General features: G+C 59.5%; 21 protein-coding genes and 1 pseudogene. 11 read left to right on the plus strand and 11 right to left on the minus strand.

Annotated elements, in window-relative coordinates; translation table 11 throughout:
- Positions 1 to 23: 23 nt before the first annotated feature.
- The 4 genes and pseudogenes from cls to C0R07_RS09445 form a co-directional block, all read left to right on the plus strand.
- Entirely contained in the window at positions 24 to 1,484 is a 1,461-nt protein-coding gene (gene cls / locus C0R07_RS09430; RefSeq protein ID WP_070474227.1) for a cardiolipin synthase, read from the plus strand.
- Between the two features lie 68 nt (positions 1,485 to 1,552).
- Positions 1,553 to 1,813, plus strand: coding sequence for a hypothetical protein (locus tag C0R07_RS09435; protein WP_019184059.1), 261 nt, complete (start codon positions 1,553 to 1,555; stop codon positions 1,811 to 1,813).
- Between the two features lie 4 nt (positions 1,814 to 1,817).
- On the plus strand, positions 1,818 to 2,561 hold the full coding sequence (locus C0R07_RS09440; protein ID WP_102788768.1) for a pyridoxine 5'-phosphate synthase: 744 nt from the start codon (positions 1,818 to 1,820) through the stop codon (positions 2,559 to 2,561).
- A 286-nt stretch (positions 2,562 to 2,847) separates the two neighbouring features.
- Positions 2,848 to 3,078: pseudogene (locus C0R07_RS09445) on the plus strand (PA0069 family radical SAM protein); the annotation flags it as partial.
- 165 nt (positions 3,079 to 3,243) lie between these two features.
- On the opposite strand, the gene C0R07_RS09450 reads toward C0R07_RS09445, so the two are convergent.
- A complete protein-coding gene (locus tag C0R07_RS09450) occupies positions 3,244 to 3,468 on the minus strand; it encodes a helix-turn-helix domain-containing protein (protein ID WP_012478633.1) in 225 nt (74 codons plus the stop codon).
- An 80-nt stretch (positions 3,469 to 3,548) separates the two neighbouring features.
- Between C0R07_RS09450 and C0R07_RS09455 the strand changes: the two genes are divergently transcribed.
- From C0R07_RS09455 to C0R07_RS09480, 7 genes are all read left to right on the plus strand, one after another.
- Positions 3,549 to 3,884 (plus strand): hypothetical protein, encoded by a 336-nt coding sequence (locus C0R07_RS09455; protein ID WP_012478634.1) that lies wholly within the window; start codon positions 3,549 to 3,551, stop codon positions 3,882 to 3,884.
- Between the two features lie 150 nt (positions 3,885 to 4,034).
- On the plus strand, positions 4,035 to 5,126 hold the full coding sequence (locus C0R07_RS09460; protein ID WP_021204599.1) for a PA0069 family radical SAM protein: 1,092 nt from the start codon (positions 4,035 to 4,037) through the stop codon (positions 5,124 to 5,126).
- A 413-nt stretch (positions 5,127 to 5,539) separates the two neighbouring features.
- The gene (locus tag C0R07_RS09465) at positions 5,540 to 6,214 is read left to right on the plus strand and encodes a hypothetical protein (RefSeq protein WP_229298499.1); all 675 of its coding nucleotides are present in this window, start codon (positions 5,540 to 5,542) and stop codon (positions 6,212 to 6,214) included.
- A 118-nt stretch (positions 6,215 to 6,332) separates the two neighbouring features.
- Complete coding sequence (locus C0R07_RS09470) at positions 6,333 to 6,806, plus strand: NIF family HAD-type phosphatase (protein WP_021204601.1); 474 nt, start codon at positions 6,333 to 6,335, stop codon at positions 6,804 to 6,806.
- A 619-nt stretch (positions 6,807 to 7,425) separates the two neighbouring features.
- Positions 7,426 to 8,727 (plus strand): tyrosine-type recombinase/integrase, encoded by a 1,302-nt coding sequence (locus C0R07_RS09475; RefSeq protein WP_012478638.1) that lies wholly within the window; start codon positions 7,426 to 7,428, stop codon positions 8,725 to 8,727.
- A 90-nt stretch (positions 8,728 to 8,817) separates the two neighbouring features.
- Positions 8,818 to 10,659: a hypothetical protein gene (locus C0R07_RS19700; protein ID WP_021204602.1), complete on the plus strand. Its 1,842-nt coding sequence runs from the start codon at positions 8,818 to 8,820 to the stop codon at positions 10,657 to 10,659.
- Between the two features lie 44 nt (positions 10,660 to 10,703).
- Entirely contained in the window at positions 10,704 to 12,770 is a 2,067-nt protein-coding gene (locus tag C0R07_RS09480; protein ID WP_229302253.1) for an integrase, read from the plus strand.
- Here the strand turns inward: C0R07_RS09480 and C0R07_RS19705 are convergent.
- The 10 genes from C0R07_RS19705 to C0R07_RS09525 all read right to left on the minus strand — a co-directional run bounded on the left by C0R07_RS19705 (position 12,733) and on the right by C0R07_RS09525 (position 26,022).
- Positions 12,733 to 13,158: a hypothetical protein gene (locus C0R07_RS19705; protein ID WP_125892599.1), complete on the minus strand. Its 426-nt coding sequence runs from the start codon at positions 13,156 to 13,158 to the stop codon at positions 12,733 to 12,735. The genes C0R07_RS09480 and C0R07_RS19705 overlap by 38 nt on opposite strands.
- Before the next feature lie 244 nt (positions 13,159 to 13,402).
- A complete protein-coding gene (locus C0R07_RS09485; protein WP_012478642.1) occupies positions 13,403 to 14,824 on the minus strand; it encodes a UvrD-helicase domain-containing protein in 1,422 nt (473 codons plus the stop codon).
- Positions 14,814 to 16,541, minus strand: coding sequence for an ATP-dependent nuclease (locus C0R07_RS09490; RefSeq protein ID WP_005414983.1), 1,728 nt, complete (start codon positions 16,539 to 16,541; stop codon positions 14,814 to 14,816). Before C0R07_RS09490 ends, C0R07_RS09485 begins: the two co-directional genes overlap by 11 nt.
- A 686-nt stretch (positions 16,542 to 17,227) precedes the next feature.
- Positions 17,228 to 18,562 carry an MFS transporter gene (locus C0R07_RS09495; RefSeq protein WP_005414984.1) on the minus strand — a complete coding sequence of 445 codons (1,335 nt, stop codon included), beginning with the start codon at positions 18,560 to 18,562 and terminating at the stop codon, positions 17,228 to 17,230.
- A 165-nt stretch (positions 18,563 to 18,727) separates the two neighbouring features.
- Positions 18,728 to 18,967, minus strand: a complete 240-nt coding sequence (locus tag C0R07_RS09500; protein WP_005414985.1) for a hypothetical protein — start codon at positions 18,965 to 18,967, stop codon at positions 18,728 to 18,730.
- A gap of 39 nt (positions 18,968 to 19,006) precedes the next feature.
- A complete protein-coding gene (locus tag C0R07_RS09505) occupies positions 19,007 to 19,645 on the minus strand; it encodes a hypothetical protein (RefSeq protein WP_046272255.1) in 639 nt (212 codons plus the stop codon).
- A gap of 19 nt (positions 19,646 to 19,664) precedes the next feature.
- Positions 19,665 to 20,396, minus strand: a complete 732-nt coding sequence (locus C0R07_RS09510) for a HupE/UreJ family protein (RefSeq protein ID WP_012478644.1) — start codon at positions 20,394 to 20,396, stop codon at positions 19,665 to 19,667.
- Positions 20,393 to 23,530 (minus strand): efflux RND transporter permease subunit, encoded by a 3,138-nt coding sequence (locus tag C0R07_RS09515; RefSeq protein WP_012478645.1) that lies wholly within the window; start codon positions 23,528 to 23,530, stop codon positions 20,393 to 20,395. The genes C0R07_RS09510 and C0R07_RS09515 overlap by 4 nt, the downstream gene beginning before the upstream one ends.
- 9 nt (positions 23,531 to 23,539) lie before the next feature.
- The gene (locus C0R07_RS09520; protein ID WP_005411786.1) at positions 23,540 to 24,775 is read right to left on the minus strand and encodes an efflux RND transporter periplasmic adaptor subunit; all 1,236 of its coding nucleotides are present in this window, start codon (positions 24,773 to 24,775) and stop codon (positions 23,540 to 23,542) included.
- Positions 24,772 to 26,022, minus strand: coding sequence for a TolC family protein (locus C0R07_RS09525; RefSeq protein WP_012478646.1), 1,251 nt, complete (start codon positions 26,020 to 26,022; stop codon positions 24,772 to 24,774). The genes C0R07_RS09520 and C0R07_RS09525 overlap by 4 nt, the downstream gene beginning before the upstream one ends.
- Positions 26,023 to 26,099 lie beyond the last annotated feature (77 nt).

Here is a 26,099-nt window from a genome sequence, read left to right on the forward strand (position 1 = left end):
ACGCCGCCCGCTATCATCCGGCCATGCTCGCAACCTTCGATCTCTTCGGGGACTGGCTCGACGCCATCCCGCACCTGCGCCCGCTGATGGTGGCGGCCTACATTCTCTATCTGCTGTGGCTGACCGGTTGGATCATGCTGCAGAAGCGCGAGCCGGTCGCCACGCTGAGCTGGATCCTGTCGCTGGCCGCCCTGCCCTACCTTGGCCTGTTCATCTACTACCTGCTCGGCCCGCAGAAGGTGAAGCGGCAGCGCCTGCGCCGTGGTCGTTCGCGCTCGGGGATGGAGCATTACAGCAGCGTCTGCCCACCGGATGCGGACTGCACCGAGCTGGCCAAGATCGCCCAGGCCACCACCGGGCTCTCACCGAGCTCGGCCACCGAGGTGGAGTGGCTGGTCGATGGCGCGGCCACCTACAGCGCACTGCTTGCCGCGGTGGCCACGGCCAAGGACCACCTGCACCTGGAGTACTACATCTTCAATCCGGACCACGCCGGCACCGCGCTGCGCGATGCGCTGACCGAGCGTGCGGCGGCCGGCGTGCGCGTGCGCCTGTTGTTGGATGCGGTCGGCTCGTCGTCCATCCGCAAGCGCTTCCTGCAGCCGCTGCTGGATGCAGGCGCCGAAGTCGTCTGGTTCCATCCGCGGCAGCTGCTCAAGCCGTTCAAGCGGCCCTGGTTGAACCTGCGCACGCACCGCAAGCTCGTCATCATCGACGGCCTGCAGGCCTTTACCGGCGGCATCAACATCACCGATGAGGAAGACGAGAGCGTCCGCCCGGATGCGTATCGCGACCTGCACATGCGGCTGCGTGGCCACGTGGTGCGCAGCCTGCAGCTGGTCTTCATCGAGGATTGGATCTACGCCACCGGCCAGGAGCCGGCGCGCTTCAACATCGCCCAGCTGTGGCCGGAAACCATGCCCAGCCGCAGCGAGGGCAGCATCAATGCGCAGGTGCTGGTGTCCGGTCCGGATTCGTCGTGGGAGACCATCCACCGGCTGCACGTGGCGGCGATCCACGAAGCGAAGGAGCGCGTCTGGCTGGTGACGCCCTACTTCGTGCCCGGCGAAGCCGCACGCATGGCACTGACCTCGGCCGCACTCGGTGGCCTGGACGTGCGCCTGCTGGTGCCCAAGATGAGCGACTCCTGGTTCGTCACCCAGGCCGCGCGCTCCTACTTCGACGAGCTGCTGCAGGCCGGGGTCAAGATCTACGAGTACGGCCCGCGCATGCTGCACACCAAGGCCTTCATCGCCGATGACGACGTCTGCATCGTCGGCAGTGCCAACTTCGATCACCGCAGCTTCCGGCTCAACTTCGAGCTCTCGATGATGATCAGCGATACCGGCCGCGTTGCCGCGCTGGCCGAGATCCTGCTGGCCGAATACAGCAGCGCCGCGCCCGTCTACAACGACCGCCAGCGTTCGCTCTGGCGGCACCGTGTTCCGGAGGCGTTCGCCCGCCTGGCCTCGCCGCTGCTGTAGCCGCTGCTCCCCGTGGAACCGCACCCGGCGCCAGCGCTACACTGGCCCGGTCAATCGGGGAGAACGACATGTACTGGCTGTTTCTGCTGTTCGCGCTGGCCTGTTTCGGCATGGCGCTCAAGACCCCCCACATGGGGCTGATGGCGCTGTCGCTGCTGGGCACCCTGGTGTTCCTGCTGGCGTGGGTCCGCGGCCTCTACGTGGCCCGCTTCGGCGATGTACAGCCCACCCGCGCAGCCATCACCGATCCCAACGAACTCCGTCGGCTGCGGGAGCTCGCCCTCCAGGCGCGCACCCCGACCGCTCAGGGTGAATCCGACCCCTCGTAGTGCCATGACCCAACTCAGCGTCAACGTGAACAAGATCGCCGTCCTGCGCAACTCGCGGGGTGGCAGCGACCCGGACGTGCTGCAGGCCGCCCGTGCCTGCCTGGATGCCGGCGCCCACGGGATCACCGTGCACCCGCGCCCGGACCGCCGCCACATCCACGCCGAGGACGTGCTGGCCTTGTCCGCGCTGACGGCCGAGCGCGGCGTGGAGTTCAACATCGAGGGCAACCCGTTCGCGCCACCGCGCGAGGGCTACCCGGGGCTGCTGCCGCTGTGCGCGCAGACCCGCCCCGCCCAGGCCACCCTGGTGCCCGATGGCGACGGCCAGCTCACGTCCGACCACGGCGTCGACTTCGCCCGGGATGCGCAGCGCCTCCGCCCGCTGATCGCCGAATTGAAGACGTACGGCTGCCGGGTCAGCCTGTTCGTGGACGCGGGCAACCCCGACATCGCCCAAGCCGCGGCCATCGGTGCCGACCGCGTGGAGCTCTACACCGGCCCCTACGCCGAGGCGCATGCCGCCGGCGATGCCACCGCCATGCTGGCGGTGTTCGCCGATGCCGCCCGCCGCGCCCAGGCGGCCGGCCTGGGCGTCAACGCCGGCCACGACCTGTCGCAGGACAACCTGGCCGATTTCCTGCGGACCGTGCCGGACGTGCTGGAAGTCTCGATCGGCCATGCGCTGATCAGCGAGGCGCTGTATGACGGGCTGGATGCCACGGTGAAGGGCTATCTGCGGCTGCTGTGATGCGGCGCGTAGCCCTGCCGCGTAAGGGGCGCCCGGCATCAGGTAGCGCCGACCGTTGGTCGGCTCAGCGGCCCGTGACGTGGCACCGCAGGCACGCGCTCTGGCCCTGTGGATAATGTAGGGGATCAAATCGGTCTCCACCTCCGCCGACCCATACCCGGCGCGGGTTTCACTTCCCATTACGCCTGTGGTTAGTAATACTACTAACCATGGATATCCCCTATCCCCGCCGTTCCGACGCCACGACGTCTCATTCCCTGAGACATCCGGGCGATAGGCTTTGAAGATGGGTATTGCGATCAAAGGCCGGGGCTCCAGCACGCACCTGGCGGGCCGCTTCGAGGTCACCGTCAGCGAAGCGATGGACGACGGCTGGGCGCCGGACGAGAGTGAAGAGTTCGCTGCCCCGCGCCTGCGCACCGAAGTCCGTGCCGAGACCGCACGCAGCATCATCAGCCGCAACAAGTCGCCGGACGTCGGCTTCAGCCAGTCGGTCAATCCGTACCGCGGTTGCGAGTGTTGTATCAATACCCCCTGATTGTTCACTAGATAAATCCATATAGATCAACAGGTTAGAGAATAATCAGTAAACACATTGCTATCGGCACAATCCCCCGCGCAGTGCCGGCCAAACACGCCCATCCTGGAGAGGTTGGCCAACCTTCGTGGTCTGCAAAGAGTGTTAGAGCCCTGCGGCGCGCAGCAGGGCCGACATCGAGGTACCCATGCCTTTAGCAACTCGCTCCAAGGTAGCGAGAGTGAGGTTCTTTTCGCCACGCTCGATCTTGCTGTAGTAGGCGCGGTGCATCTGGATGTGGTCAGCAAAGGCTTCTTGGCTGACACCCAGATCAATGCGATGCGCGCGGATCACATCTGCAAGTTTCGCTTGGTTCGTATGCTCGACCATACGAAGCAGCTTGTGGTTCCAGTACTTTAAAGACTACGCCTCTAAAGGTAGTCTACTTATAAGTACTAATTGCATCTCCCATGAACTTTTACCTCGTATGTCCGGAACTGGAGTTCACTCTTGAGCTTCCCTTTTCTCCCATGGGCAGGGAGCAGGTCGCTATGCAGATGCGTCGAATGCAAGAAGAGGAAGGGCAAGCAAGAGGCTTTGAGTACCGCCTGGCAGAAGAGCTCTCAAAGCTCATCCCCCAGCTAACGGATTGGGACATCAAGCCGCCCACGGGTGCACAGATGGCATATGCGACTTCGCTCTGCGCACAGTTGGGCATTCCACTGCCTGCAGCAACACGTCGATCGCGGGCATTGATGCAGATCTTCTTGGCGGAAGCCAAAGCGCTCCATGGCCAACGCAGCTGATAAAGGCCTTGCCAGCCGAAGCTGTGGATAAGCCTGGGCAGAACCTACTCGCCAAACGACCGTATGGCCTACAGCTAGCTGAATTTCACGGTGTTGCGGCGCCTGTGGTTAGCAATAATACTAACGGCCCGACCTTCCCAAGTTGTCGCCATGGAACAGGATGCTCGAAAGGCCCAAGTTCCCCTCAAAGGCAGAGGGGCCGCATCGCGTGTCCCAAGCCGTTTCGATACCACTGCAACAGTGGGAGTCGACGACGGCTGGGAGTCGGTCTACCAGGAGATGGAAGACGCGCCACCGCTGAGAACTCAGGTGCAGGAAGAGCGAGCGCGCACAGTGATCAGCCACAACTCATCCCCTGACGTTGGCTTTAGCGCGTCGGTCAACCCGTACCGCGGCTGCGAGCATGGCTGTGTTTACTGTTTTGCTCGCCCTTCTCACTCCTACTTGAGCCTTTCACCAGGCTTAGACTTCGAGACGCGCCTGTTTGCAAAGACAAATGCCCCGGAGCGCCTCAGAGCAGAAATTAGCAAGTCGAACTACAAGTGCACCCCGATTGCGTTGGGGATAAACACAGACGGCTATCAGCCGATTGAAAGGAATTACCAAATTACACGCCAATGCCTTGAGGTGCTTGCTGATGCCAAGCATCCGGTGAGCTTCGTCACCAAGAGTGCCTTGATCACCAGGGACGTCGAACTGCTGGCGTCGATGGCCAAGGATCGGTTGGTTACGGTCTACTTCTCGGTCACCACGCTCGACAGGAAGCTATCTGCAAAACTGGAACCACGAGCTGCTGCTCCCCACGCAAGGCTGCGAGCAATGAATCAGCTGCACGAGGCAGGAGTACCGGTAGGGGTTTTGATCGCGCCGGTCATTCCCATGATCACCGACCATGACCTAGAAGCCATCCTTGAGGCTGCTCACGAACACGGCGCTCGGGCAGCAGGCTACGTGCTTCTCAGGCTACCCAACGAGATTAAGGACATTTGGAGAGAATGGCTCGAGCTGCACTATCCGGACCGCGCTGCGCACGTGCTTAGCTTGATGCGACAGATGCATGGTGGAAAGGAGTATGACGCCAGCTTTGGCACCAGGATGTCCGGAACTGGCCCTGTAGCGGACTTGATCCGGAAGCGCTTTGAAAAGAAGCATCGTGAACTCGGTTTCACTAGGCTGCCAGCGCTGGCCACTCATCTTTTTCAACCTCCCCAAGACAAGTCGCCACAGGGGCAACTTTTCTAGCCGAACGGAAAACGAGGCTAGCATCAGTACAAAGCTATGGATGCAGTCCGAGCGGCGCCTACAGGGACAGAGCGTCCTAGGTTTCTGAGTACTGATAGCATCTCCCCGAAAAGGAAATAGCATCTCCTCCGCAGCAAGCTTAGACGGCTTTCCAAACATATTTGGTTATCCCGCTTCCTCATGAAAAGGACCAGCGTATGCCCAAGCAAGTGAGAGGTTTATCAGTCTACCGAAGCACGATTGAGCGGCTGCCACAGTTTCGCATTCTTAGCGGCCCACTCACAGAACACCAAGCGGCGATGCTGGGATTCGACGACCTTCCGCTCGCAGGCGCTTCCATTGTGCCAAGCGCCGAAGGACCCGCGACGTTATTCAATGCCCGAGGCAAAGAGATCATCCGAAAGGACCTTCCGATGGTCACCAAGTCTCGATCAATCAATACCTCGTGGAAGGACTGGCACGGACACACTCACCACGGTACTCAGACAAGATCCTATGAGACCTATCCCAGGGAATACGTTGCACCACCTGGTGAATTCCTCACTGCTGTAGATACAGACAGTGGTATCGCAATGGCTACTAGGATCATTGACCGGACGGAGCCAGAAGAGAGCATTGCAAACCTCCTCAACATCTACCTGGAATGCTTCCAACACTTCGAAATCGTTGACCCGGACCTCGCGGTGCCGGTCAGGGTCGAGAAGATCAACTGGCGCATTCTCCCTCCGGGGAAGTTCCCGTTCGATAGAGCGATGCAGGTATTGGATAGTTATCTGAAGCAGTTGACCGACAGCGACCGCGCAGTCGCTAAGCAGCGCATCCGGACCATCACTCGTCACGAGCCCGACTTCATGGCAGTCGGATTAGGCGGTTTCAGTGAGTACATCGTTTTTGGGTTCACGGGAAGGAATCGATACGTGTTCGAGAGTCCCGAGTCAGGCAATGCCACTTACATCTTCAGGAACGAGTGGGAGGCGGTGTCTCAGCTCACCAAACGCCAGATCCTTCAAGAGCAGCTGCAGGAGACCAGGATCATCCACACCTCGCGTTGGGCCGTAGAGGTCTCAGAAGCAATCCAACGGAAGTGAAGTGGTTGGGCAAAGTTTCAGAGGGGCGTAGCCCGAACCGGTACCCTGTGACCCACGCCATGGATAGCTACCTACCGATGCGTTTACTCAGGCTTAGAAGCTTAGACAGGAACTCCCAATGAAGCCAACCATCCTGGCACTGGACCTCGAAGGCACGCTCATCTCCAACGCAGTCAGTCAGATTCCTCGCCCTGGGCTTCACCGGTTCCTAGAGGATGTCCGATCGCAGTTCGAGGAACTTGTACTGTTCACTACGGTTCCCGAGGCACTTGCAAGAAGAATTGCCGGACTCCTGGCTAGGGAAGGCAGTGTTCCGGCATGGTTTGTCGAGCTTCGATACATCCACTGGTCTGGAAGGACAAAGGATCTTTCCTATGTCTCCCCCCACGTGGGTGAAGCCCTTCTCTTGGATGACCATGGCCCCTATGTGCATGATGGGCAGGAGAGACTGTGGGTCGAGATCCCGCTGTTCGGCTCCCCGTACTCGTCAGACGATGACGGGTTGCAGATCGCAGCTGAACGCCTGACCGATCGCATCATTGAACTGCAGAGTGCATCCGACCTTGGCCACATGATCGCCGATCATGGCTGAGCAGCGCGTTGTCTCGATGGCTCGTTGAAAGAGCGCGTATGCAGCGGCCGTCCTCTCGCACATTCGGCACAGTTAGGGATCAGCACGCGGGCAGCACTCGAGAAACTCTTTGATAGCGTCGCTCCGGAGAACCCGGAGACGGCCAACCAAAGGTTGCCAGCAATCAAAAGTGGTGCAGTGGCGTTGCGGCAACCTTACCTTTGCCGGCAGCAATTGAATCGGTAGCTCCAGGCGTACCCACTGCCCAGCCAACACGCTTCCCTAAAGAACGCGCAGTAGCAACCGCGGCGTCTCCCGATTGATGATGTCAACTCACTGCCAGCCTTGGGTAGCCATTGACCGCGCGCTACCGATTGCCGCGCCAAGCGGACACCAACATTGGTACTGAAGGAGCAAATCTAGCCTGCGCGACGAACGAACCCACCTCTCTGTTGCGCACTTCCCCCGTACCAGCGAGCAGGTCTTCCTTCACACCGAGCGTACCAGTAGGGTCACGATCACGCGTAAATATATGAATCAATGGAAGTAAAAAGTAGGCATGATTCTCATTTCAGTTGTTAACGTACCGTAAGGCTCACAGCAAAAAAAACTTTCCGTATACCTGATAGCTTTCGGCGCCATGGTCTATGACGTCGAAATATGCACCGCACGTGCAATCGCTTCGGAAGCGACAGGAATCAAGTGTGCGCAAGGCGTACCCTTACCCGAAGGCTTCTGCTTTTTGGTCAGCAGGTCTGATGGAACGATCGTTCAGCCCGCTTTTGAATTCTTTGCAGATGCCCATCTAACGATCGGTCCAAAGCCAAAGCTTGCCTGCAGCAAGAACACAACCGCAGCTATCGCGGCTGACCTCACCGACTTCCATCACTTTCTTGACGCAAGAAAAAAGCTCGTTTCCGACGTAGATGAGGATCTCCTCAGATCCTATGCGGACACCTTGACTGACCTGGACTCTGCGGTGACCTTGGATAAGCTCGCCGCCGCGACTATTCATCGAAGATGGTCGACCGTGACCAAGCTAATCGCATTCTGCGTGAAACGGGGATACCTGAGGAAGGCACCAGCGCTGCTGAGCAAGCAGACGAAGCGAGGAACTGTTCAAGTTCTCGACGTTGGCGTCGACCTTCCCGGGCTGAACGACGCTGACGAACTCATCACTGCGCTCCATCCCGAGACCGTCGTCGGTATTCTTGACGAACTAGGTCCAAACCCTGTGCTCGAGCGAAACGGTCTGGTTGAACTGGCATACGCAACCACGGCGCAGCGATTGATGGCTGAGCTTTGCTATCAAGCAGGACTGAGGCGGGCGGAAGTGTGCGATCTCAAAGCGAAAACCATCCTTCAGGCCCGTACGGAAGGGCGCGATCCTCTCACTGCAGTCGCCATCCCCGTGCTCGGGAAAGGTAACAAGAAGCGCAATGTTCCCGTTCCAGTCTGGCTACTCAACGCGTTGAAGCGCTATGCCAAAGGTGTTCGGCAGCGCCTCGTTGACCTCCGACTGGGATACCACAAGCTCGAGGATCACGGCGTCCTATTCGTCCTCGACGCAAACAACCGCAAGCATGCGGGCAATCCGATAACCCCGCAGATCTTCGACCGGCATTTCGCCCAGGCCAAGGACAGGCTGCTCAAACGGCTCTCCAAAGAGCGTGACCTGGCTCGCTACGAATCCACGCAGCGCGAGCGAATAACCATTCACGCCCTTCGACACACCTTCGCCTTGTACACGTACATGGAGAAGCGCGCAAACGGTGACATGGATGCGATCAAGTATGTTCAGTCGGTACTGGGACACAGTCTCAGGGATACGACTGAGTCCATCTACCTGCGAAGCGCGAACGCATTCGAGAGCGAAACCAGGGAATCGATCAGACTGCACCTTGAAGGTCAACCCTTTATGCGAATCGGCGTCGAGGCCTGACGAGTTGGAGCTCACACGGCTCCACGGCCAGCATACGCACTACTCCTCGCATGTGACCGACTCACCTTATCAAATCAGATTGAACACGGATTGGAGCGTTACGTGGCAGGAAGAAGATCCGCCCAGCTGCGGCACGCCGTAGTAGTTGAGGAAAAGGTAGGCAACACAAAGAAATGGGATGTCCGCGAGAGCGCTGGTCGCCTAGAAGTCGCGTTCAGGCGCGCCGGAGACCTGCGCGACAACATCGTTAATCTCAGCCGGTGGAAGGGCATAGGTGCAGCGGCACCGCTCTTCGCCGAGGCGTTCTGCCGAGCTAACAAGAACAGCAGGGAGACGACTAGATCCTCTTCAGCTAACAACATCGTGAGTGGCCTGGTGCAGTACCTAACCGTAAAAGGGGTAAAGATAAGCGGCCCAGACGACACTCCAATGGATCTCGGCGAGTCCTTTCTAACGTATCTGAAAGGTAGGGATACCACGCACCCGACAGTTCTCTCGGTGGAGACCCAGCGCCACTATTACGGGACCTTCAAGAAGGTCGTTCTTGCGCTGCACGAGATGGATCCACGGTGGAAGGTGATCCGTATTCCGCCAAAGCCGTTCGCAGGACTGCCACGGAAGAGCAAGCCGAAAGAGCTGGACCGTGCGGCTTGGGCCAACGTCATGAAGGCGGCGGTCGAAGAATGCATATCGACAATGGACGAAGTGTGGCCGCTTCTAGATAGGGTTCACAGTGCCCTCGCTCAGAAGAAAAAGGGCGACGCTGTATCGCTAAGCGATCCGGCAGAGGCAATTGCTCAAATATTGGCAAACTTTGACGGTCATCTTCCTCGCCAAGGCGCGGTTCACAAGCTCCCAGGCGTAGGAAAGATCAGCGAAAGCGAGTACTTCCGTCTGAGGAGACTAGCGCACCCGATCGGCGGCGATCTGATCCCATTCTTTCTCGTACTAGCCATGCACTCGGGCTTCAACGAGCAGCCACTTAGAACACTCACCCTGAATGGCATATCGGAGCACTACCCGCTTGGACAAAAGCGAACGGTGATCAAGTCCTCCAAGCGCAGGGCTGGAAGTTCCGCTCAGGGCGCGACACAGCGAGCAGCCTTCCCCGCTAGCGATCACCCGCTAGCGCCTGAAAGATTGATCAGTTTCGTTATTGCTTGGACCAAACGAATCAGAGACTACGCTGCTGGTGAGCTTGCCAATGACTTCTTCCTCCACGCAGTTTCCGAAGGCGGGCGGCACAAGCGCCGAGGAATGCACATCGACTCCTACTCAGCCAGAACCGACGACGTGACCACGCGGGTGACCGGTTACATCACGTTGTTCTGCAAACGAAGGGGGCTTAAGTACTCTGGCTCTCAAGCAAACAGGCTTGCGTTCTCCGAAGCGGTTGATGGGCTGACCGACGGCGACGCCTTCGAGCTCCGAGCAATGCTAGGCCATCGGCTACTGTCAACTGGTCAAGACAGTTACCAGACAACCACGATGCAGCATCGGCAAAAGGAACAGCTGGCAGGAGCCATGACCGCACAGGAGCGCTGGGTGACTTCAAATGGAAAGATCGACACACGCTCCGCCCGAAGTGATCGTGAGCAAACGGCAGCCACGCAGGGCTTCTGCTGTGCAGATCCATTCCAAAGTCCTCAACCAGGGCAGCGCCATGGAAAGCTCTGCACCAGCTATGGTTCCTGTCCTGCATGCCCGCTCGCCGCAGCTGATCCAAACGAAGCCTACGCGCTCGCGCGCTTTCTTCAACTGCAGGAGCTATACGAAGAAGCCAGGGCAGAGCTCGGCAGCGAGATCTGGAGGCGAAAGTTCGAGAATGCCTATCTCGCTCTCCGCGATTCATGGATCCCAGCAGTGAGCACAACTGCGAATCGACAATCAGCGATGATGATCATGCTGACGCCCCTGCCTGGACTTGAATAGTCCGGCTGTACCGCCACTAGCGAATCAATTCTAGAGATATGGCTATGCCCGCAGCAAGAAAGGTCGAAACAGCGCAGGCAGCGACCCTGCATCCTTCCTTCCAAGTTGACTATGACAGTGATGTCTGGACCTTTGCCCAGACCACGGTCGGCCAACAGAAGGAGTTTGTCACAGTTGACTGGGCAATCCCTGTGGCACGCGGAGAGTTGCTCACGGACTACAAGCACAGAGGACTGCTCTCTGAGCTGAAGTGCTACCTCAAGACCGCCATCATTGAGGACACCGTACGTATGACGGTTGGGTCTATCCCTGGCACTTACATGGGCATGAGGGAGCTGGTGAAGTTCATGGGAGAGCGGGAGATCCACTCCCTCTTCGATATCACCACGGCGATGAGCTGGGACTACGTCGAAGGTCTCGAAGAGCAGTACATGACGGCCCGAAGTGATGCCGGTCGAGACAGGGCGTGGACGCATGCGACCGCCTACAAACTCATCCATCCACTTACACAGATCTACGAAATCGCGGACAGCTTGCGCGCCAGAGGCGGACAAGCACCGTGCGAAGCGCCGTTTGACGGAAGAAAGACCTACGACGTCGTGACAGAGCCGCTCGGGCTTGCTCGAACGGGTGGATTGATGCCTGTCCCGGACGAGATCTCGGTACCGATTCTTTCCTACGCATGTGAATGGATTGAGTACGGCTCGGAGGATGTGATCAGACTTCAGGCTGAGGTCATCCCGATGCTGATCGACGCAAGAAGTGCTACGGGACCGAGACGAATCGCCTGCTTTCGTCAGATCAAACGGCACATCGAGGAGTTCCAGATGAGCCCGATCCCAGGGACACTGACACCCTGGCATGAGCCATTGGCCACCATAGATCGGATTGATGACGCTGGTGACGAGCGCGAGATTAGCGGAACTCAGGGCCTGAGACGCCTAATACTAATGACTCAAAGCGCATGCAGTGTCTTGCTGCAGGGATGCACCGGGATTCGAGCTCATGAGCTGATTGGCCTCTCCCTGGACCACGATCCGACGCTACAGCACGGTGTGGTCAAGTCAGTGACGTCGCTAGACGGACTAATGGAGGTGTTCTCCATCTGTGGCATTTCCGCCAAAAGGGAAGCGACTCGCCATGAGTGGACTGCCGGACTGCGCCCGTTGGGCACGAATCACCTGCCGATCGTGCTGAAATCCGTCGAGGTGCTGGTGCGGCTAATGGAGCCTTGGCGAGCACTATCGGGCACTAAGTCACTGATGCTCAGCTTCTCCCACGCCAAGTCCCTTCCATCGGGTCCCGATGGAATCGGCCGAATGACAGCATCCAGAAATTCTCTGCTGCAACGTGAGTTTGCCGTCGAAGCCCTCACGAAGAAGCGTGGCATCGAAACGACGCAAGCTGTTTACGAGGTGAGGTACCTACGCCCGCAGCGATGGAGGATCACCTTTGCGCACTATGTGTTCCGATCCAAGCCGGAACTAATGCCAGCGCTACGGACGCACTTCCGTCACATGAGCGAGCAGATCACGGATCAAGGGTACATTGGAAACGATGCGGCTCTGCTCGAGAACTTGGAAGGAGAGAGAGTCATGGAGACCTCTCGGTTCCTAGTTCAAATCACCCTCGGCAGGCCGATCGGAGGTGGACCGGCGCAGCGTCTTCTCATGCAGCATGCCGAATCAATGACCGAGGCACTGTCCAAGATGGACGGAGAGACGCCGATCGATAAGGCCGTGGCATACGTGAAACTCACCGACCTGCGGATATGGACAGGGACCTACGCAAGTTGCCTGATTGATATGTTGCCTGACCGTTCCAGCTGCAACCCACAAGCAAGCCTCCTCACTGTCCGCGCCTCGCCGAACTTCGGCCTACGGTCGCCCGGCCTGTGCGCGGGGTGCAAGTGCTGCATCATCCTGCCAGAGCATAAGGACTTTTGGGAGGATCGCCTCCTGAAAAATCAGGCCATTGTCCAGATGGAGCGGACCAACTCTAGGGATCAGTATTCCAAGATTGCTATGAGCCGTGTTGTTCAGAGTCGAGCAGTGCTGAGGATGATATCCAACGCTACCGGGGACGCTTCCGATCGTTCCGGCGAAAGTTGACGACATTTGCTCCATCGTCTCTCTTGGTACTCTGCTTCTGAAGCCGGGACACTGCGAGTTGGAGAGATGCGTTGTGGATGTTGGTCTTGTAAAGCAGAGCCTTCAACCTTGCGTTCTCAGCCTTAACCCTGGCGAGCTCTTCAGCTACTGAGCCTCGCCTCTCCTCCTCAGCCAGCTCCTGAATTTTAAGCCAGACGTGCCCAAGTCGAGCGTGCCTTGATCCAAAGCTCCCTCTATTTACTCCTGCCTCTGCCGCGACCGCGGTAGGCGTGATGATCCGATGACCTGCGGCCATCTTTGCCTTCAGCAGTTCATTGGTCGGGCGTCGCTTCACCAGGCGGTCAAGAGCGGCCAATGCCTTATCCTCTACTGAGTTGGGTCTGCTCATTCTGCTGTCCGCTGACGCATCATTGGTAAGCAGATAGCCTACGCCACCTTCGCCGCCCAATCATCTAGGTGGGACAAGGAGAACCTTGAAATCAATCCTGATGCAGTCGCTGCCCGGCGAGACCCACGTTCTTCAGACCCAGATGTTCAGCAACGACTTTGGGACAAGGTCCATTGTGACCATTGCAATGATGAAGCGCCGCAAAGCTTCGTGCCTGATAGGGCGCAGAATGGTTAGGTTGAGGCTATGGGGTCGGGGTCAGCGTTGGGGTACTGGAGCAGATCACCAGCCCTTTCGCACCACGCGTGAGGGCTACATAGAGGTTCTGCACGCTCATGCTCTCCGGATAGAGGACCACGGCAATGTCTGCCTCGAGACCTTTCAGAAGGAGAGTGCTGCCGACTGCTCTGCGCGCAATGGGGCGGCTGAGGTGACGATTTCGCTCGCGGGCATGAAGTGCGGCTCCTAATAGATCTTGCTCTCCGTTGATAACGCTTCGCATGGCTGATCGACAGCAGTGCAGAATCTCGGGCCGATAGACCCGAGTGCCTGTCTGTTCGGCCAAAGCGTCCACCAGCCGCAAGGCGCGCGTCATGGTCCGCTCGGACTCAAAGGCGACTGCCTCAGCTTCTACAGGAGTTGGAGGTGTCCTGGCTCTCCCTCTACGAATGGTACCGACACGCGTCACTAGATTCGCCGTGCCGACGCCCGTCATCATGAGAGCGGAGAAGGTGGCCAAGTCTTGCAGCGCACTAGGAGCCTGAAGATTGAATTGCCTGGCGAAGTTGACGAGGTCTCGCATGTCCACGGCTTCTACCGCCATTGCCCCAGGCGTTTGGCTGGTGAGTTGGTGGCGGCCTTGAACATTCATGGACTCGCCAATTACCAGAACCGTTCCTTGGCTACCAGGCGCATTGGTCCGTGCCGCAGTCAATCTTTGCTGCACTTCACTACCGGCAACCAGCTGGATCCAACGAACGGATGACGGAGCCGTAGTTAGATCAATGGGTAAGCCGGCCGTAAGAGCATGCCTTTGGGATAGCAGCCACTGGCCCAGCTCTTCATTACCTGCAATTTGCCAGCGCCAAGGGGTTCGAAGGCTACCCGCTGCTGGGAAGGACGATTGAACGTCTTGTTCCCAGTGAACCAGCCGATTTCCGCCAAATCCGAAGATGGCCTGCAGAGGGTCACCGAGGACGCACGTGGGCAAAAGCGCAGCGAGGGTGGACACGATGGAGTGCTGAACGGTGCTGCAATCCTGATACTCGTCAACCAAAAGCCGGGCGTAAGTGGCTGCGATGGGTGCAGCGATATGCCCCGAGTCCAAGAGTTGCCGGAATGATTCACGGATCGCGGGGTAGTCGCTACCCGCGTTGTTGAGCTCCAAGAGTTGGGGATGATGGCCACTGCGCGCCGGGAACTTGGCGATGAGACGCATAGCGAATCCATCAATCGTCGACAGCCGATAGGCAGAGCTGGGCACCCCCGCGCGTTTCAAGCGTGTCCTCAACGCGGTGACGCCAGCATTTGTGTGAGTCAGAACAAGGATCGGTCTGTTCCCAGAGTGGGATGCCAGCGCCTCGGCAATCAGCTGGGTTTTGCCGCATCCTGCTGGGGCGGTGATCGATCCGCGTTGGATAGCTAGCAGATCGATTTCAGGCAGCACGGGTAAAGGCCCAGAGTTGGTCTACTACTGCCTTGAAGCTAGCGTCCGCGTTTGCGTAGCCCCGAGAGACGATATCCAGGACGATTGACTGGTAAGTCGTAAGCGACTTGAACCAGCTATTCTTTTTGATACGGGAGACTTCGCCAAGCAGTACGCGAATATCAGGCGGATAGGGTGAATTCGGCCTCAGCGCTTCGATGGACGCCAAAGTTGTTAGACCGTTCGATTTGGCAACCAGCTGTTGGTTCATAAGATCTTCGCCAACACGCTCTTTAGCCTTCAGGAGCAGGGCATCAATCGATGTGTCAGGAAGGCAGAGGAACAGCTCGTCCTCCAACGTCATTCCTGCCCGCCAAGTCACGAGGCTGCCGCCTGATTGAAGATATGCTTCTGCAACACCTGGAGCGGCAGGTTTGTCAGCGTCTATGAAGACGAGGACTCGGTAACCCAGATCCATAAGCGCAGTCGCTCGGGCAAAAGCGTTGTCCGGAGTGCCTCCGCCTGCATTGACGTATGCACCACCTAAAGCCAAGAAAGAGGATTCTTTGCTGGCTACCCCCCATAGATCGAGGCCACGCACAAACCCTACCTCGCTTGCTCCCTCGCACACAATCACAGACTTCGCCAGAAAGGCCTCCGGGTCAGTGCGCAGCGTGCTTTGAATCTCGTCGGTCGAGCCAGCGGAAATGACGACATGGCCAGCCGGTCGTGGCCGAACTACAAGCAGCTGCTCACCTGAAAGCTCACGAAGTGCCACAGGGGAGTGTGTTGTGAGAAACGCTTGGAGAGGCGGCGGCGTCTCCTTGGCTCCCAAGGAATCCAGCAGCCGCATGAGCCGATGGGGCTCTAACCCATATTCCACCTCATCCACCAAGGCAATCGGCGCTGACTCCGCCGCGGCCCGTTGAAGTCCCGTCACCAAGAGTCGAGAAGAACCCGTACCAAGGGACCGAAGGGGGATGCCTGCCTCGCTGTGAAGCGCGATGGCGCCTTCGCCGATGGAGACGGAGTGCGAGTCGAGTAAGGCCTGCGGCATCGATCCGACGTCAACTCCAAGGCTCTGGGCAGTTGTCCGGACGATTCCGAGTGTCTGACTCAGGTGGGGCGATGCTTGAGCGCCAAAGTTGGCGCGCGCCTGACGCGCTGCTAGAGCGAGCTGGGCTCCCAATTCTGCGCGCTCGTCTGTTAGCCGGTTGAGCACCGACCCGCGGCTCCAAGATAAGTTGGAGCTTGTAAAGCTGCCGATGCGTGCCGGAGCTAACACGATGCGTTCTTTCCAAGGCAGGCTTCGTTCCAAGCCTTGTTGAAGCGACCTATCGGAGATCAGCGTCCAGCTGGGCTCAAGGTCCGCCCCGACTTGAAGCAGCAGCGTAAGCACTGTCTCCAACCCCGCGGCGGGTTCGTCTTCTAGGGTGTCAAATACCGAATCGAATCCTCGCAAGAAGTCGCCATAGACATCAATGTCCATCAGCGATGCCGGCAGTTCCCCGAATGTCACGGCAATACGAATGGGCTCTGAGACATCGAGGTCAAAAAAGTCCATGTCGCCGAAGGAAATGCTTCGTCGAGCACCCAAGCACAGGTCGATGGCATCGAGGATGGTGGACTTGCCACTATCGCCAGGACCGATCAAACAGTTGATGCCCGGGGCGGGCGACCAGTCGAGCGCCTTGATGGATCGAAAGTTCCGAATGGCCAAATGGCGAATTCGAGGCATGGGGCGTCCTGTAAGAGGCTTGGTCAACGGTCCGTGTAGGACGCAGACTGACACCAACTCCTACTACGCCCCTGAGGCAATCCTAGCCCTAAAGCGTTCTGCCAGTCATTGGCTCATTGGTGGAACTTGGCGCCACGCCGAGCTGCTTCGCGAACTTCCCTAACCTGTAACGCGGCAACACTGAGAGAGCGGTTCCAGGTCGCTTCTTCCGTGGTCACCTGCCCGCTTGCAGGCGACGGAGGTCCGTTCATCGCCAACAGCGGACTTCCCTGAGCGAAGGAAATTGGTTCGCGAAGCTGAATAGGCTTAAGCTGGTGTCCGCCCGGCGCGCGGCGGTGCTAGGATTCGGCCATGGACATCGGTCGGACAACCTTAACCGTCGGCGTCGCCATAGTCGCGGTTTCTTGCGGCGGGTCCCAGGGGCGCTGGACTGCCTTTGTCTATCCGCCCGGCGCGTCCACTCAGGAAGTCCGTCACGCTGTTTATGGCGATTACGACACCTTCGAGCATTGCCAGGCGGCTGCAATAGCCGCCCTGAGAAATAGCCCTCCACTGCCAGGGGCGCAGGAAGTGGGATCTTACGAATGTGGGCGCGCGTGTCGATATGACGTCGACATGGACTTGTACGTCTGCGACCAAACTCGCAAGTAGGTAGCTCCGTGCTCGCCGCCCGCCTGGCGCCTTGGTCAGCCTGGCCAGCGTGTGTGAAGTTGATCGATGACAAACCGGTGACGGTGCGTGCCATCCACGTCTCGGTGTGCCAAGAGGTGCGGGTCGTCCTCAGCAAGATGTTCGTGCTTATGCGCTATCTCCTCTGGATCGTGCGCCGGCCATCTGCGCCACGCGGCGACCAAACCGAGTGTGGCCAGAATCCCCAAGGCGGCCAAGGCAACATGCAAGCCGTAGCGCGCACCAACCCACCCGGCGAGTGGATAGGCGATCAACCAGCAAACATGCGATAGGGAAAATTGGGCAGCGAAGAGGAATGGTAGATCGGCGGACTCAGCCGAACGCCGCAGCAGCCGCCCGCCGGGGGTAACCAAGCCGGCATACGCCATGCCCAGCAGCGTCCAGGCCGGAATGACCGCCGTCCACCCGGGATGTCCCTTCAGGGCAAACCAGACGCCAAGGAAGGTAACCAGGACAACTGACATGAACAGTCCTGCAGCCAACATTACTGTCCGGTCCGAAATGCGGTCGAGAACCTTCGGAAGAAGAAGTGCGACCAGCATGGACCCGCCTCCGAAGGCCGCCAGCGCCCATGCAACCTGCTCCTCCGCCCCGCCCAGAACGGTGCGGACCATAACCACCGTATTGACGAACACCATCGCGCCGCCGGCTGCGGCGCAGAGGTTCAACGCGAGCAGGCCCTGCAATCGCGGTGTGCGGAGGTAGATTCGCATTCCACGGATGGCTCGGGCATAGGGACCGTCCTTGGAAGAGACCGCAGCGAGGGCCGGGAAGGTGGTGGACGCGACGAGCAGCGCCGAGAGGATGAAACCTACCGAGGTACCAGCGAACAGCCCGTGGAAGCTAATGATCGTCAGCAGTGCGGCAGCAAGCGCCGGGCTCAGCAGGCTTTCAAGGTCATATGCCAATCGGGAAAGTGAGAGCGCACGGGTGTAATCACGCTCTTCTTGAAGAATTTCGGGGATGGTGGATTGAAACAGCGGCGTGAAACATGCCGATGCCGACTGCAGCACAGCGATGAGGACATACACCTGCCAGATCTCGGTGACGAAGGGCAGGCAGACCGCCACAACCGCACGAACCAGATCGAGTGCGATCAGCACCCGCTTGCGCAGCCGTGCAGGGACCAACGCTCCTGAAACGGGCGCCAAGGTCACGTACACGACCATCTTGATCGCCAGCGCGGTGCCCAACACCGCTCCGGCCTGGCTGCCAGCGAGGTCGTAGGCCAGGAGGGCAAGGGCGACAGTCGCCAAGCCGGTTCCGACCAGGGCGACTATCTGGGCACCAAACAGGCGCCGAAACGCCGGGTGACTCAGTACTTCGAGCATGGGATTGTCCTGGTAGCAACGTTCTGACGGCACCAACCCGTGTGCGCCCTTTTGCCCGGATTCAGGGCAGAGGCGGCAGACAGGCGGAGTGTACGCCCACCACTGTTCGGGTCGAGGTGACGACCCCGCCGGAATGGCAGGGTCGTTGGCTAAATCCGAGTGGATTTACTTCTTCTTCGGAGCTGCCTGTGCGTCGCAACGTTCCTTCAGCGCCTTGGTCTGGGCATCCTTGAGGTCCACCTTGTACTTCGAACGGTCGGCAAGCTGTTCGCAAGTCGTCGGCTTGGCCTTGGGAGCAGCCGGGGGAGCCGGATCGGCATGGAGGGCAGGATCATGAGCGGATGCCGTGGTGAAAAGGGACATGCTGAAAAGCAGGCCGGCAATTACTGCGCTATGAGTTTTCATGTTGTTTCTCCTCGGGTTGGGTCGGCGAAGTGCCGGGTGTTACGGCTGATAGATGTCGGCTTGGTAGCCCACAAGTTCGATGCTCACGGTCACCGGCGTGTCGCTTCGGTTCTGCCAGTACCACCCATGAGTTCCTTCAAATGGCGCGACGAAGGTGCCGTGCGCCTCCCGCTGCGCAGCTTCGACGGCGTAGCTGGTCCATGCACCCTTCACGTCGGGCCGCTCACCATGCATATCGACTGCTACATCACCGGTCGCCTTCCAGCTGAACAGCATTCCCGCGCCAGCAGCCATGTGGGATTTGACCTCTTTGCCTTTCCCCGGCTCCAGCGTGATCGTCATCGCGTCCTGGCGAAGCTCACCGTTGGTGAGCGATACCGCGGCTGGATCAAGCGATTGCCCCTTGTTCGCCCCGAACGCAGCCGCAGCCTTTTCCGCCAAGGTGGTCGCTGCGTCCGATGCTGTCGAGGACGTCGGCGTAGCCGGGTCTGCGGCGGTGCTTCCGCCGTCTGCCAGGGCAGTCAGGCCCAGCGCTCGGCCGATCCCGGTGGGATCAATGCCGTACTCCGCCGGCAGAACGGCCGTAACGAGAAGCGCGCCGGCAATGGCGGCAGCGACAAGGGTCGACTTCAGCAGGCGGCCAGTCGTGGGAAGTGGTTGATTGATAGTGATTGACATGATGGGTCTCGGTCAGAAATCAGGAAGCGAAGTAGCCGGTGAGCTGCATGCCGATGAGCACGAAGCCGGCCGTCATCAAGATGGTGTTCACGCCGTAGGCCTGGCGGTTGAAGGAAGGCAGCCGACGCCAGAAGCCCATCACGATCAAGATGCCGGCAAGCGCCAGAAGTTGGCCGAGCTCAACGCCCACGTTGAACGCAAGCATGTTGGGGACCAGCCCGTCCGGCGATAGCGAGAAGTCCTGAAGCTTCGTGGCCAGGCCGAAGCCGTGGAAGAAGCCGAAGACAAGGACTGCAATCTTGGTGTTGGGTTGCACGCCGAACCACCGCTTGAACGCGCCCATGTTGTCCAAGGCCTTGTAGACCACCGAGAGACCGATGATCGCGTCGACCAGATAGGCGTCGACATGAAAGCCGCCGAGCACGCCGAGCAGCAGCGTCGTGCTGTGGCCAATGGCGAACAAGGTGACGTAGATGCTCACGTCCCGCATGCGGTATAGGAAGAAGATCACCCCGAACAGAAATAGAAGGTGGTCGTATCCAGTCACCATGTGCTTGGCGCCAAGGTAGGTAAACGCGATCAGTTGCCTACCGGTGCTTTCTTCAAGGAAGGCCTGGTCTCCCTCGCTTACACCGTGCGCGAACGCCGCAAACGGCAGGAGGACTGCGGCAAGCATCGAAAGCCAAGCAAAGAGCTTGTTGGAAGAAGTCAAAGACAAGTTCCTTGTGCAGAAAGGGGACGGGTGGTTCATGAGGAGCGACTTTCCAGAACAGAATCTTCGCGGTGAACCAATCGATACAGCGCCGGCAGCACGAGAAGTGTCAGCAGCGTTGAAGAGATGATTCCGCCGATAACAACAGTGGCGAGCGGACGCTGAACTTCCGCGCCAGCACCGACGTTCAGGGCCATAGGAAGGAAGCCCAGACTCGCCACCAAGGCCGTCATCAGGACTGGCCGGAGGCGGGTAAGAGCACCTTCGGTGACAGCCTTGTGCAGGGGGACGCCTTCTTCCCGCAGGTTCTTGATGAAGCTGATCATTACCAGGCCATTGAGCACGGCAACGCCCGAAAGAGCGATGAAGCCCACACCTGCGGAGATGGACATGGGAATGTCGCGCAGCCACAGCGCCACCACGCCCCCGGTCAGTGCAAGCGGCACGCCACTGAATACGATCGCAGCGTCCTTCCCTGAGCCGAATGCCATGAACAACAATCCGAAGATCATCACCAGAACCACTGGCACGACGACGGACAGCCGCTTGCTTGCCGAGATCAACTGCTCAAACGTGCCGCCGTACTCGATCCAGTACCCTTCCGGCAGCTGGACCTCCTGTCCGACCTTGGTGCGCAACTCCTCGACAAAGGACCCTAAGTCGCGCCCGCGCACATTGCTTGTGATCACCACCCTGCGTTTACCATTCTCACGGCTGATCTGGTTCGGACCAGGCGCGATCTCGACCTTGGCCAACTGGCCCAGCGGCACGAAGCTGCGCTCTTGGCCTGTGCTCACCCCGGGCGCGACGGCCACAGGTAGTGACGCCAGTGTCCGGACGTCCTGGCGAAGGTTCTCCGACAGACGAACCACGATATCGAAGCGCCGATCGCCTTCGAACACCTGGCCGACCGATTCACCTCCCAGCGCCACCGAGATGGTCTTCTGCACGTCGTCAATGGCTACGCCGTATCGTGCAAGTGCATCCAGGTCCGGCGTGATCGTCATCAATGGCAGACCGGTGATCTGCTCAAGTTTCACGTCGGCCGCTCCCTGGATCTCACTGGCAACGTTCTCTACCTGGCTGCCGATGGTTGCCAGTTGCTCCAGGTCGTCGCCGTACAGCTTGACAGCAACCTCAGCCCGAACGCCCGCAATGAGCTCGTTCATCCGCATCTGCACCGGCTGGGTGAACTCATAGTTGTTGCCAGGAATGGCGCGAACCACTTTCTCGAGCTCGGCAACAAGCTGTGCCTTCGGCTTGCGCGGATCAGGCCATTGGTCCCGATCTTTGAGCATGATGAAGGTGTCGGCTACGGAGGGGGGCATGGGATCGGTGGCCACCTCGGCAGTGCCGATCTTTGCGACGACTTCATCTACCTCGGGGAACTGTTTGATCGCCGCTTCCAGCTGACGTTGCATGCCGATCGCCTGGGTCAAGCTGGTCCCTGGAATTCGAAGCGCATGCAAGGCGATATCGCCCTCATCCAGGTTCGGAATGAACTCGGTGCCGAGGCGACTTGCAAGCAGGCCCGCCAGGACGGTGAGCACCGCAGCAGAGGCCACCACTACCTTGCGTGCATTGACGGCACGCTCAAGCATCGGGCCATACACGTTGGTGACTCGGCGCATGGCTTTGGTTTCCTTCTCCGAAACCTTTCCCGTTACGAACTGAGCCACAGCGGCAGGCACGAATGTCAAGGACAGTGCCATGGCACCGGTAAGCGCGATGACCACGGTAAGCGCCATCGGGTGGAACATCTTCCCTTCCACGCCGGAGAGGGCAAAGATCGGGATGTAGACCGCCGCGATGATGAAAAGGCCGAACAGGCTTGGCTTGATCACCTCTGCACTGGCACTTGCCGCCAAGGAAAATCGTTCTTCCCGAGTCAACAAACGGCCCTGAAGGTGTTGCCGCTCGCCAAAGCGACGCAGGCAGTTCTCTACGATGATGACTGCCCCATCGACGATCAAGCCAAAATCCAGTGCGCCCAGGCTCATCAGATTCGCAGAGACGCGATTCTGGACCATGCCTGTGATCGTCAGCAGCATCGTCAATGGAATGACCGCCGCAGTGATCAGTGCCGCACGAAGATTGCCCAAAAGCAGGAAGAGCACCGCGATGACGAGCAAGGCGCCTTCGAGGAGGTTCTTCTTCACCGTCTCGATGGTCCGATCCACCAGTTCGGTTCTGTCATACACAGGATGCGCCCGAACGCCGTCAGGCAGCGTAGCGTCGATGTCCTTGAGCTTGGCCGCGGTTCGCTGAGCCACGTCCCGGCTGTTTTCGCCGATGAGCATGAACGCCGTACCAAGGACCACTTCGTTGCCATCCTTGGTTGCCGCGCCTGTACGAAGTTCGGTGCCTTCTACAACTTCTGCCAGATCGCCAACACGCAATGGCATGCCATCACGGTTAGCCACTACGATCTTGCGCAAACCCGCCATGTCGGCCACTTGGCCCGGCACGCGTACCAAGTACTGCTCACCGCTTTTCTCGATGTAGCCGGCACCCACGTTAGTGTTGCTGCGGGCCACGGCTTCGAGCACATCCTGCAGCGTCAGTCCGTATGCTTGGAGCTTCTTCGGGTCCGGCGTGATGTGAAACTGGCGAACATAGCCTCCGACGGTGTTGACCTCGGTTACGCCTTTCAAGTGGCGCATCTGCGGTCGGATCACCCAGTCCTGCAGCGTACGAAGCGCCATTGGTGTCCACGTCTCTTCAGCACCGGACTCCGCTTCCACGGTGTACATGAAGATCTCACCCAGGCCCGTCGCTACCGGTCCAAGGCTTGGCTTTAGTCCCACGGGCAATTGGGATCCCGCTTGCTGAAGTCTCTCTGCGACCTGCTGACGGGCGAAGTAGATATCTGTGCCATCTTCAAACACGACCGTGACCTGAGACAGGCCGTAGCGTGAGATGGAACGGGTGTATTCCAGCTTTGCCAACCCGGCCAACGCTGTTTCGACCGGGAAGGTGACCCGTTGCTCGGCCTCCAGCGGTGAGTAGCCCGGAGCTTCGGTGTTGATCTGCACCTGGACATTGGTAATGTCAGGAACGGCGTCGATGGGAAGCTTGCTGTAGTTCCAGATCCCAAGGCCTGAGAGGGCCAGGACCAGAAGGAGCACAAGCCATCTGTGCGCGATAGACGCGCGAATGATTCGCTCTAGCATGGTGCGTCCTTAGTGGTCGTGGCTTGCGCCGGACTTTTCGATGTCGGCACGAATCAGGTAGCTCTGCTCGGAAACGTACCGGGTTCCCGGCTTAAGCCCTTTCAGTACCTCCACGCGATCGCCATCGCGCCTACCCAGTTCAAGCATCCGCACCTCATAGCTGTTGCCCACTTGGGCGAATACCACGGTGAAGTCCCGAAAACGCTGCAGGCCCGATTCCTTTACTGTTAATGGAACCTCCGTTTCCGCGATGACGACTTCGGCGGATACGGCCATTCCTGGTCGCCACCTGCCCTCGCTGTTGGTAAGGGCCACACGTGCCACCACGGTCTGGCCAGCGCTGGCCAACGGAAGGATGCCCTGCAGCTTTCCCGTTGCTTCCAAACCGCCTGTTGCCGAGCGAATGGTCACCATCTGGCCTGGCGACAGTCGCTCGGCATCGCTTCCCAGCGCACGCAGGTCCACCCAGACCTCCGAAAGGTCGGCAATTTCAAACAGCGTGTTGTCGGCAGCGACATCGCCTACCGACGTGCTGCGCGCGAGTACGACTCCACTGAAAGGTGCCGTGACGGAGTAGGTCCGCATGCTGTCATTGCCCTCGACTGTGGCCAACGTCTGACCAGCCGAGACGCGTTGTCCCATCTCGACCGCCACACTGCGGACCACGCCAGGGAAGCGTGCCTTGACCGCAGCAAATCGGCCGGTGTCGACCGCGACGTTGCCCATGAGGGAAACGGTGTCCCGGATGGTCCCCGGTTCGGCGGACTCGACCACGACACCTGCGTCGGCAGCGGCTTTCGGATCTATCGTGGTGCGCCCTTCATAGGAGGCGTAAGACCAGGCGTAGTTCTTTCCACCCACCACCGCATCGGCTTTGACATCAAAGGAATGCGGCTCGACCACCTCCCCGCTGCCGACCAGGTAGTCCTTCTCTGGAATAAAGCTGAAGTTGTTGACTTCGCCGTCCAGACGCTTGAGTTGTATCGTCGCTTTGACTTCTCCAGGTGCCAGCGGTTTGTCGTTGCGATAGGCATACAGCCGGAAATGAGGCGGGGTATTGGTTTCGTAAACAGTTACTTCAAGGGCGAAGTCGCCGTCGCGAAGCATGCGACCGCGATGCGGCCCTCGCTCATAGTCGCCTGCGGTCGCAGCAGTGTCCTCTGGCTTTGCTCGTTGCGACGATTCGTTGCCACCGCACGCAGCCAGGGCAATTGGAAGCAGGATCAGGAATACGTATCGGTTCATGGGCGAATGTCCAAGGCAGAAGCGGTGAGGCGGTCGGCCTCGACCAGGAGACGGAGATAGCGCGCGGCGGCTTCGACTTCCCGTTCGCGAAGATCGAAGAGCCTTTGCTGAGCCTGGCTGAGTACCAGGAAGGAGAAGCGTCCTTCCTCAAAGCCCCTGCGGCTCTGATCAAAGGCCTGCTGGGCCTTTGGCAACTGACGCTGGCGCACTGACTCCACTTCCGATTGCGCTTGCTTGAGCTGTTGGTAGATGCCAAACAGCTCCTGACGCATTTCCAGCATCTGCGCCTGGCGCCGGTATTTGAGAGAGGTGAGTTCGTAGTCCGCTTCAGCCACGGAGAAGTCCGATCGCCGACGGCTCCCCAACGGGACGGAGACGGACATCACCAGGCCGCTGTCCTTGGTGGCTTCCAGTCGGCGGATGCCGAGGCCAACGCTGACATCCGGCTTGGCGCTAGCGCGGGCGATCTCCCTCCTTGCATCTATAACTCCGGCTTGAGCGTCCAAGGCGCGCTGTTGTGGTGTCGTGGCGAGGCGCCGGCTCAGATCATCAAAATCATCCAGAGGGGGAAGGACCGCGGTATCCCCTGCAACCGAGCCGAAATCCGGACTTGGCGCCCCCCACGTGGCAGCCAGCGACATTCGCGCGCTTTCCAGAGCCTGCAATGCCTGCTCCCGCTTCAGCTCGGCATCGAGCAGGGCGATCTCGGCGGATCTCAGGTCCGAGTCGGGATTGCGGGCGGCCGCGACCCAACGGGCCACTTCACGGCGCATGGCGCTGGCCATTTTGATGCGCTCTTCGGCGTGCTCGACATGCTCCTGGGCGGCCAGCACGTCGACGAAACGCCCTGCGGCCAAAGTTGCGATAGCGATACGGGTGACGTCCGCTTCGCTTCGGGCAGCGTCCACCTCGGCGCCGCCGAGCGCTTGGCGCGCAGCCCGCTTCCCACCCAGTTCTAGAACCTTGGAGATGCGGAAGGTGGATTCGGCGGCGTCTAGGCCGCTCAGGCCGCCTGAGCCAGCCACGTTTTCAAGCTCGCCGCCCAGCACGAGCGGCGTAGGCAATGCCTCCCGGCCCGCCCGGCTTCTGACAGCTTCCAGTCGAGCGGTGTCTGCCTGGACGCTGGGATGGGTGCCGAGGGCGCGGGCGACCACATCCTCCAAGCGCAGCACTTCAGCGGCATGGCCAGGCACGGCCACACCGTAGGCGCCGGCTATGGCGAGCGCCCACAAACTACGTAATTTCACGGAAAATCTCCGACGATGGTCATGACGACGCGCTGCCGGCCAACATTGGGTGGACAGCGCGCTCAGGCCGCTACAGC

It is taken from the genome of Stenotrophomonas bentonitica (genome assembly GCF_002887735.1).
GTDB lineage: Bacteria > Pseudomonadota > Gammaproteobacteria > Xanthomonadales > Xanthomonadaceae > Stenotrophomonas > Stenotrophomonas bentonitica_A.

What these genes read in the sequence shown, in the direction of transcription:
- cls (WP_070474227.1), top strand. Translation starts at nt 24, where the DNA reads ATGCTCGCAACCTTCGATCTCTTCGGGGACTGGCTCGACGCCATCCCG.
- C0R07_RS09435 (WP_019184059.1), top strand. Translation starts at nt 1,553, where the DNA reads ATGTACTGGCTGTTTCTGCTGTTCGCGCTGGCCTGTTTCGGCATGGCG.
- C0R07_RS09440 (WP_102788768.1), top strand. Translation starts at nt 1,818, where the DNA reads ATGACCCAACTCAGCGTCAACGTGAACAAGATCGCCGTCCTGCGCAAC.
- C0R07_RS09450 (WP_012478633.1), bottom strand. Translation starts at nt 3,468, where the DNA reads ATGGTCGAGCATACGAACCAAGCGAAACTTGCAGATGTGATCCGCGCG.
- C0R07_RS09455 (WP_012478634.1), top strand. Translation starts at nt 3,549, where the DNA reads ATGAACTTTTACCTCGTATGTCCGGAACTGGAGTTCACTCTTGAGCTT.
- C0R07_RS09460 (WP_021204599.1), top strand. Translation starts at nt 4,035, where the DNA reads ATGGAACAGGATGCTCGAAAGGCCCAAGTTCCCCTCAAAGGCAGAGGG.
- C0R07_RS09465 (WP_229298499.1), top strand. Translation starts at nt 5,540, where the DNA reads ATGGTCACCAAGTCTCGATCAATCAATACCTCGTGGAAGGACTGGCAC.
- C0R07_RS09470 (WP_021204601.1), top strand. Translation starts at nt 6,333, where the DNA reads ATGAAGCCAACCATCCTGGCACTGGACCTCGAAGGCACGCTCATCTCC.
- C0R07_RS09475 (WP_012478638.1), top strand. Translation starts at nt 7,426, where the DNA reads ATGGTCTATGACGTCGAAATATGCACCGCACGTGCAATCGCTTCGGAA.
- C0R07_RS09480 (WP_229302253.1), top strand. Translation starts at nt 10,704, where the DNA reads ATGCCCGCAGCAAGAAAGGTCGAAACAGCGCAGGCAGCGACCCTGCAT.
- C0R07_RS19705 (WP_125892599.1), bottom strand. Translation starts at nt 13,158, where the DNA reads ATGAGCAGACCCAACTCAGTAGAGGATAAGGCATTGGCCGCTCTTGAC.
- C0R07_RS09490 (WP_005414983.1), bottom strand. Translation starts at nt 16,541, where the DNA reads ATGCCTCGAATTCGCCATTTGGCCATTCGGAACTTTCGATCCATCAAG.
- C0R07_RS09495 (WP_005414984.1), bottom strand. Translation starts at nt 18,562, where the DNA reads ATGCTCGAAGTACTGAGTCACCCGGCGTTTCGGCGCCTGTTTGGTGCC.
- C0R07_RS09500 (WP_005414985.1), bottom strand. Translation starts at nt 18,967, where the DNA reads ATGAAAACTCATAGCGCAGTAATTGCCGGCCTGCTTTTCAGCATGTCC.
- C0R07_RS09505 (WP_046272255.1), bottom strand. Translation starts at nt 19,645, where the DNA reads ATGTCAATCACTATCAATCAACCACTTCCCACGACTGGCCGCCTGCTG.
- C0R07_RS09510 (WP_012478644.1), bottom strand. Translation starts at nt 20,396, where the DNA reads ATGAACCACCCGTCCCCTTTCTGCACAAGGAACTTGTCTTTGACTTCT.
- C0R07_RS09515 (WP_012478645.1), bottom strand. Translation starts at nt 23,530, where the DNA reads ATGCTAGAGCGAATCATTCGCGCGTCTATCGCGCACAGATGGCTTGTG.
- C0R07_RS09520 (WP_005411786.1), bottom strand. Translation starts at nt 24,775, where the DNA reads ATGAACCGATACGTATTCCTGATCCTGCTTCCAATTGCCCTGGCTGCG.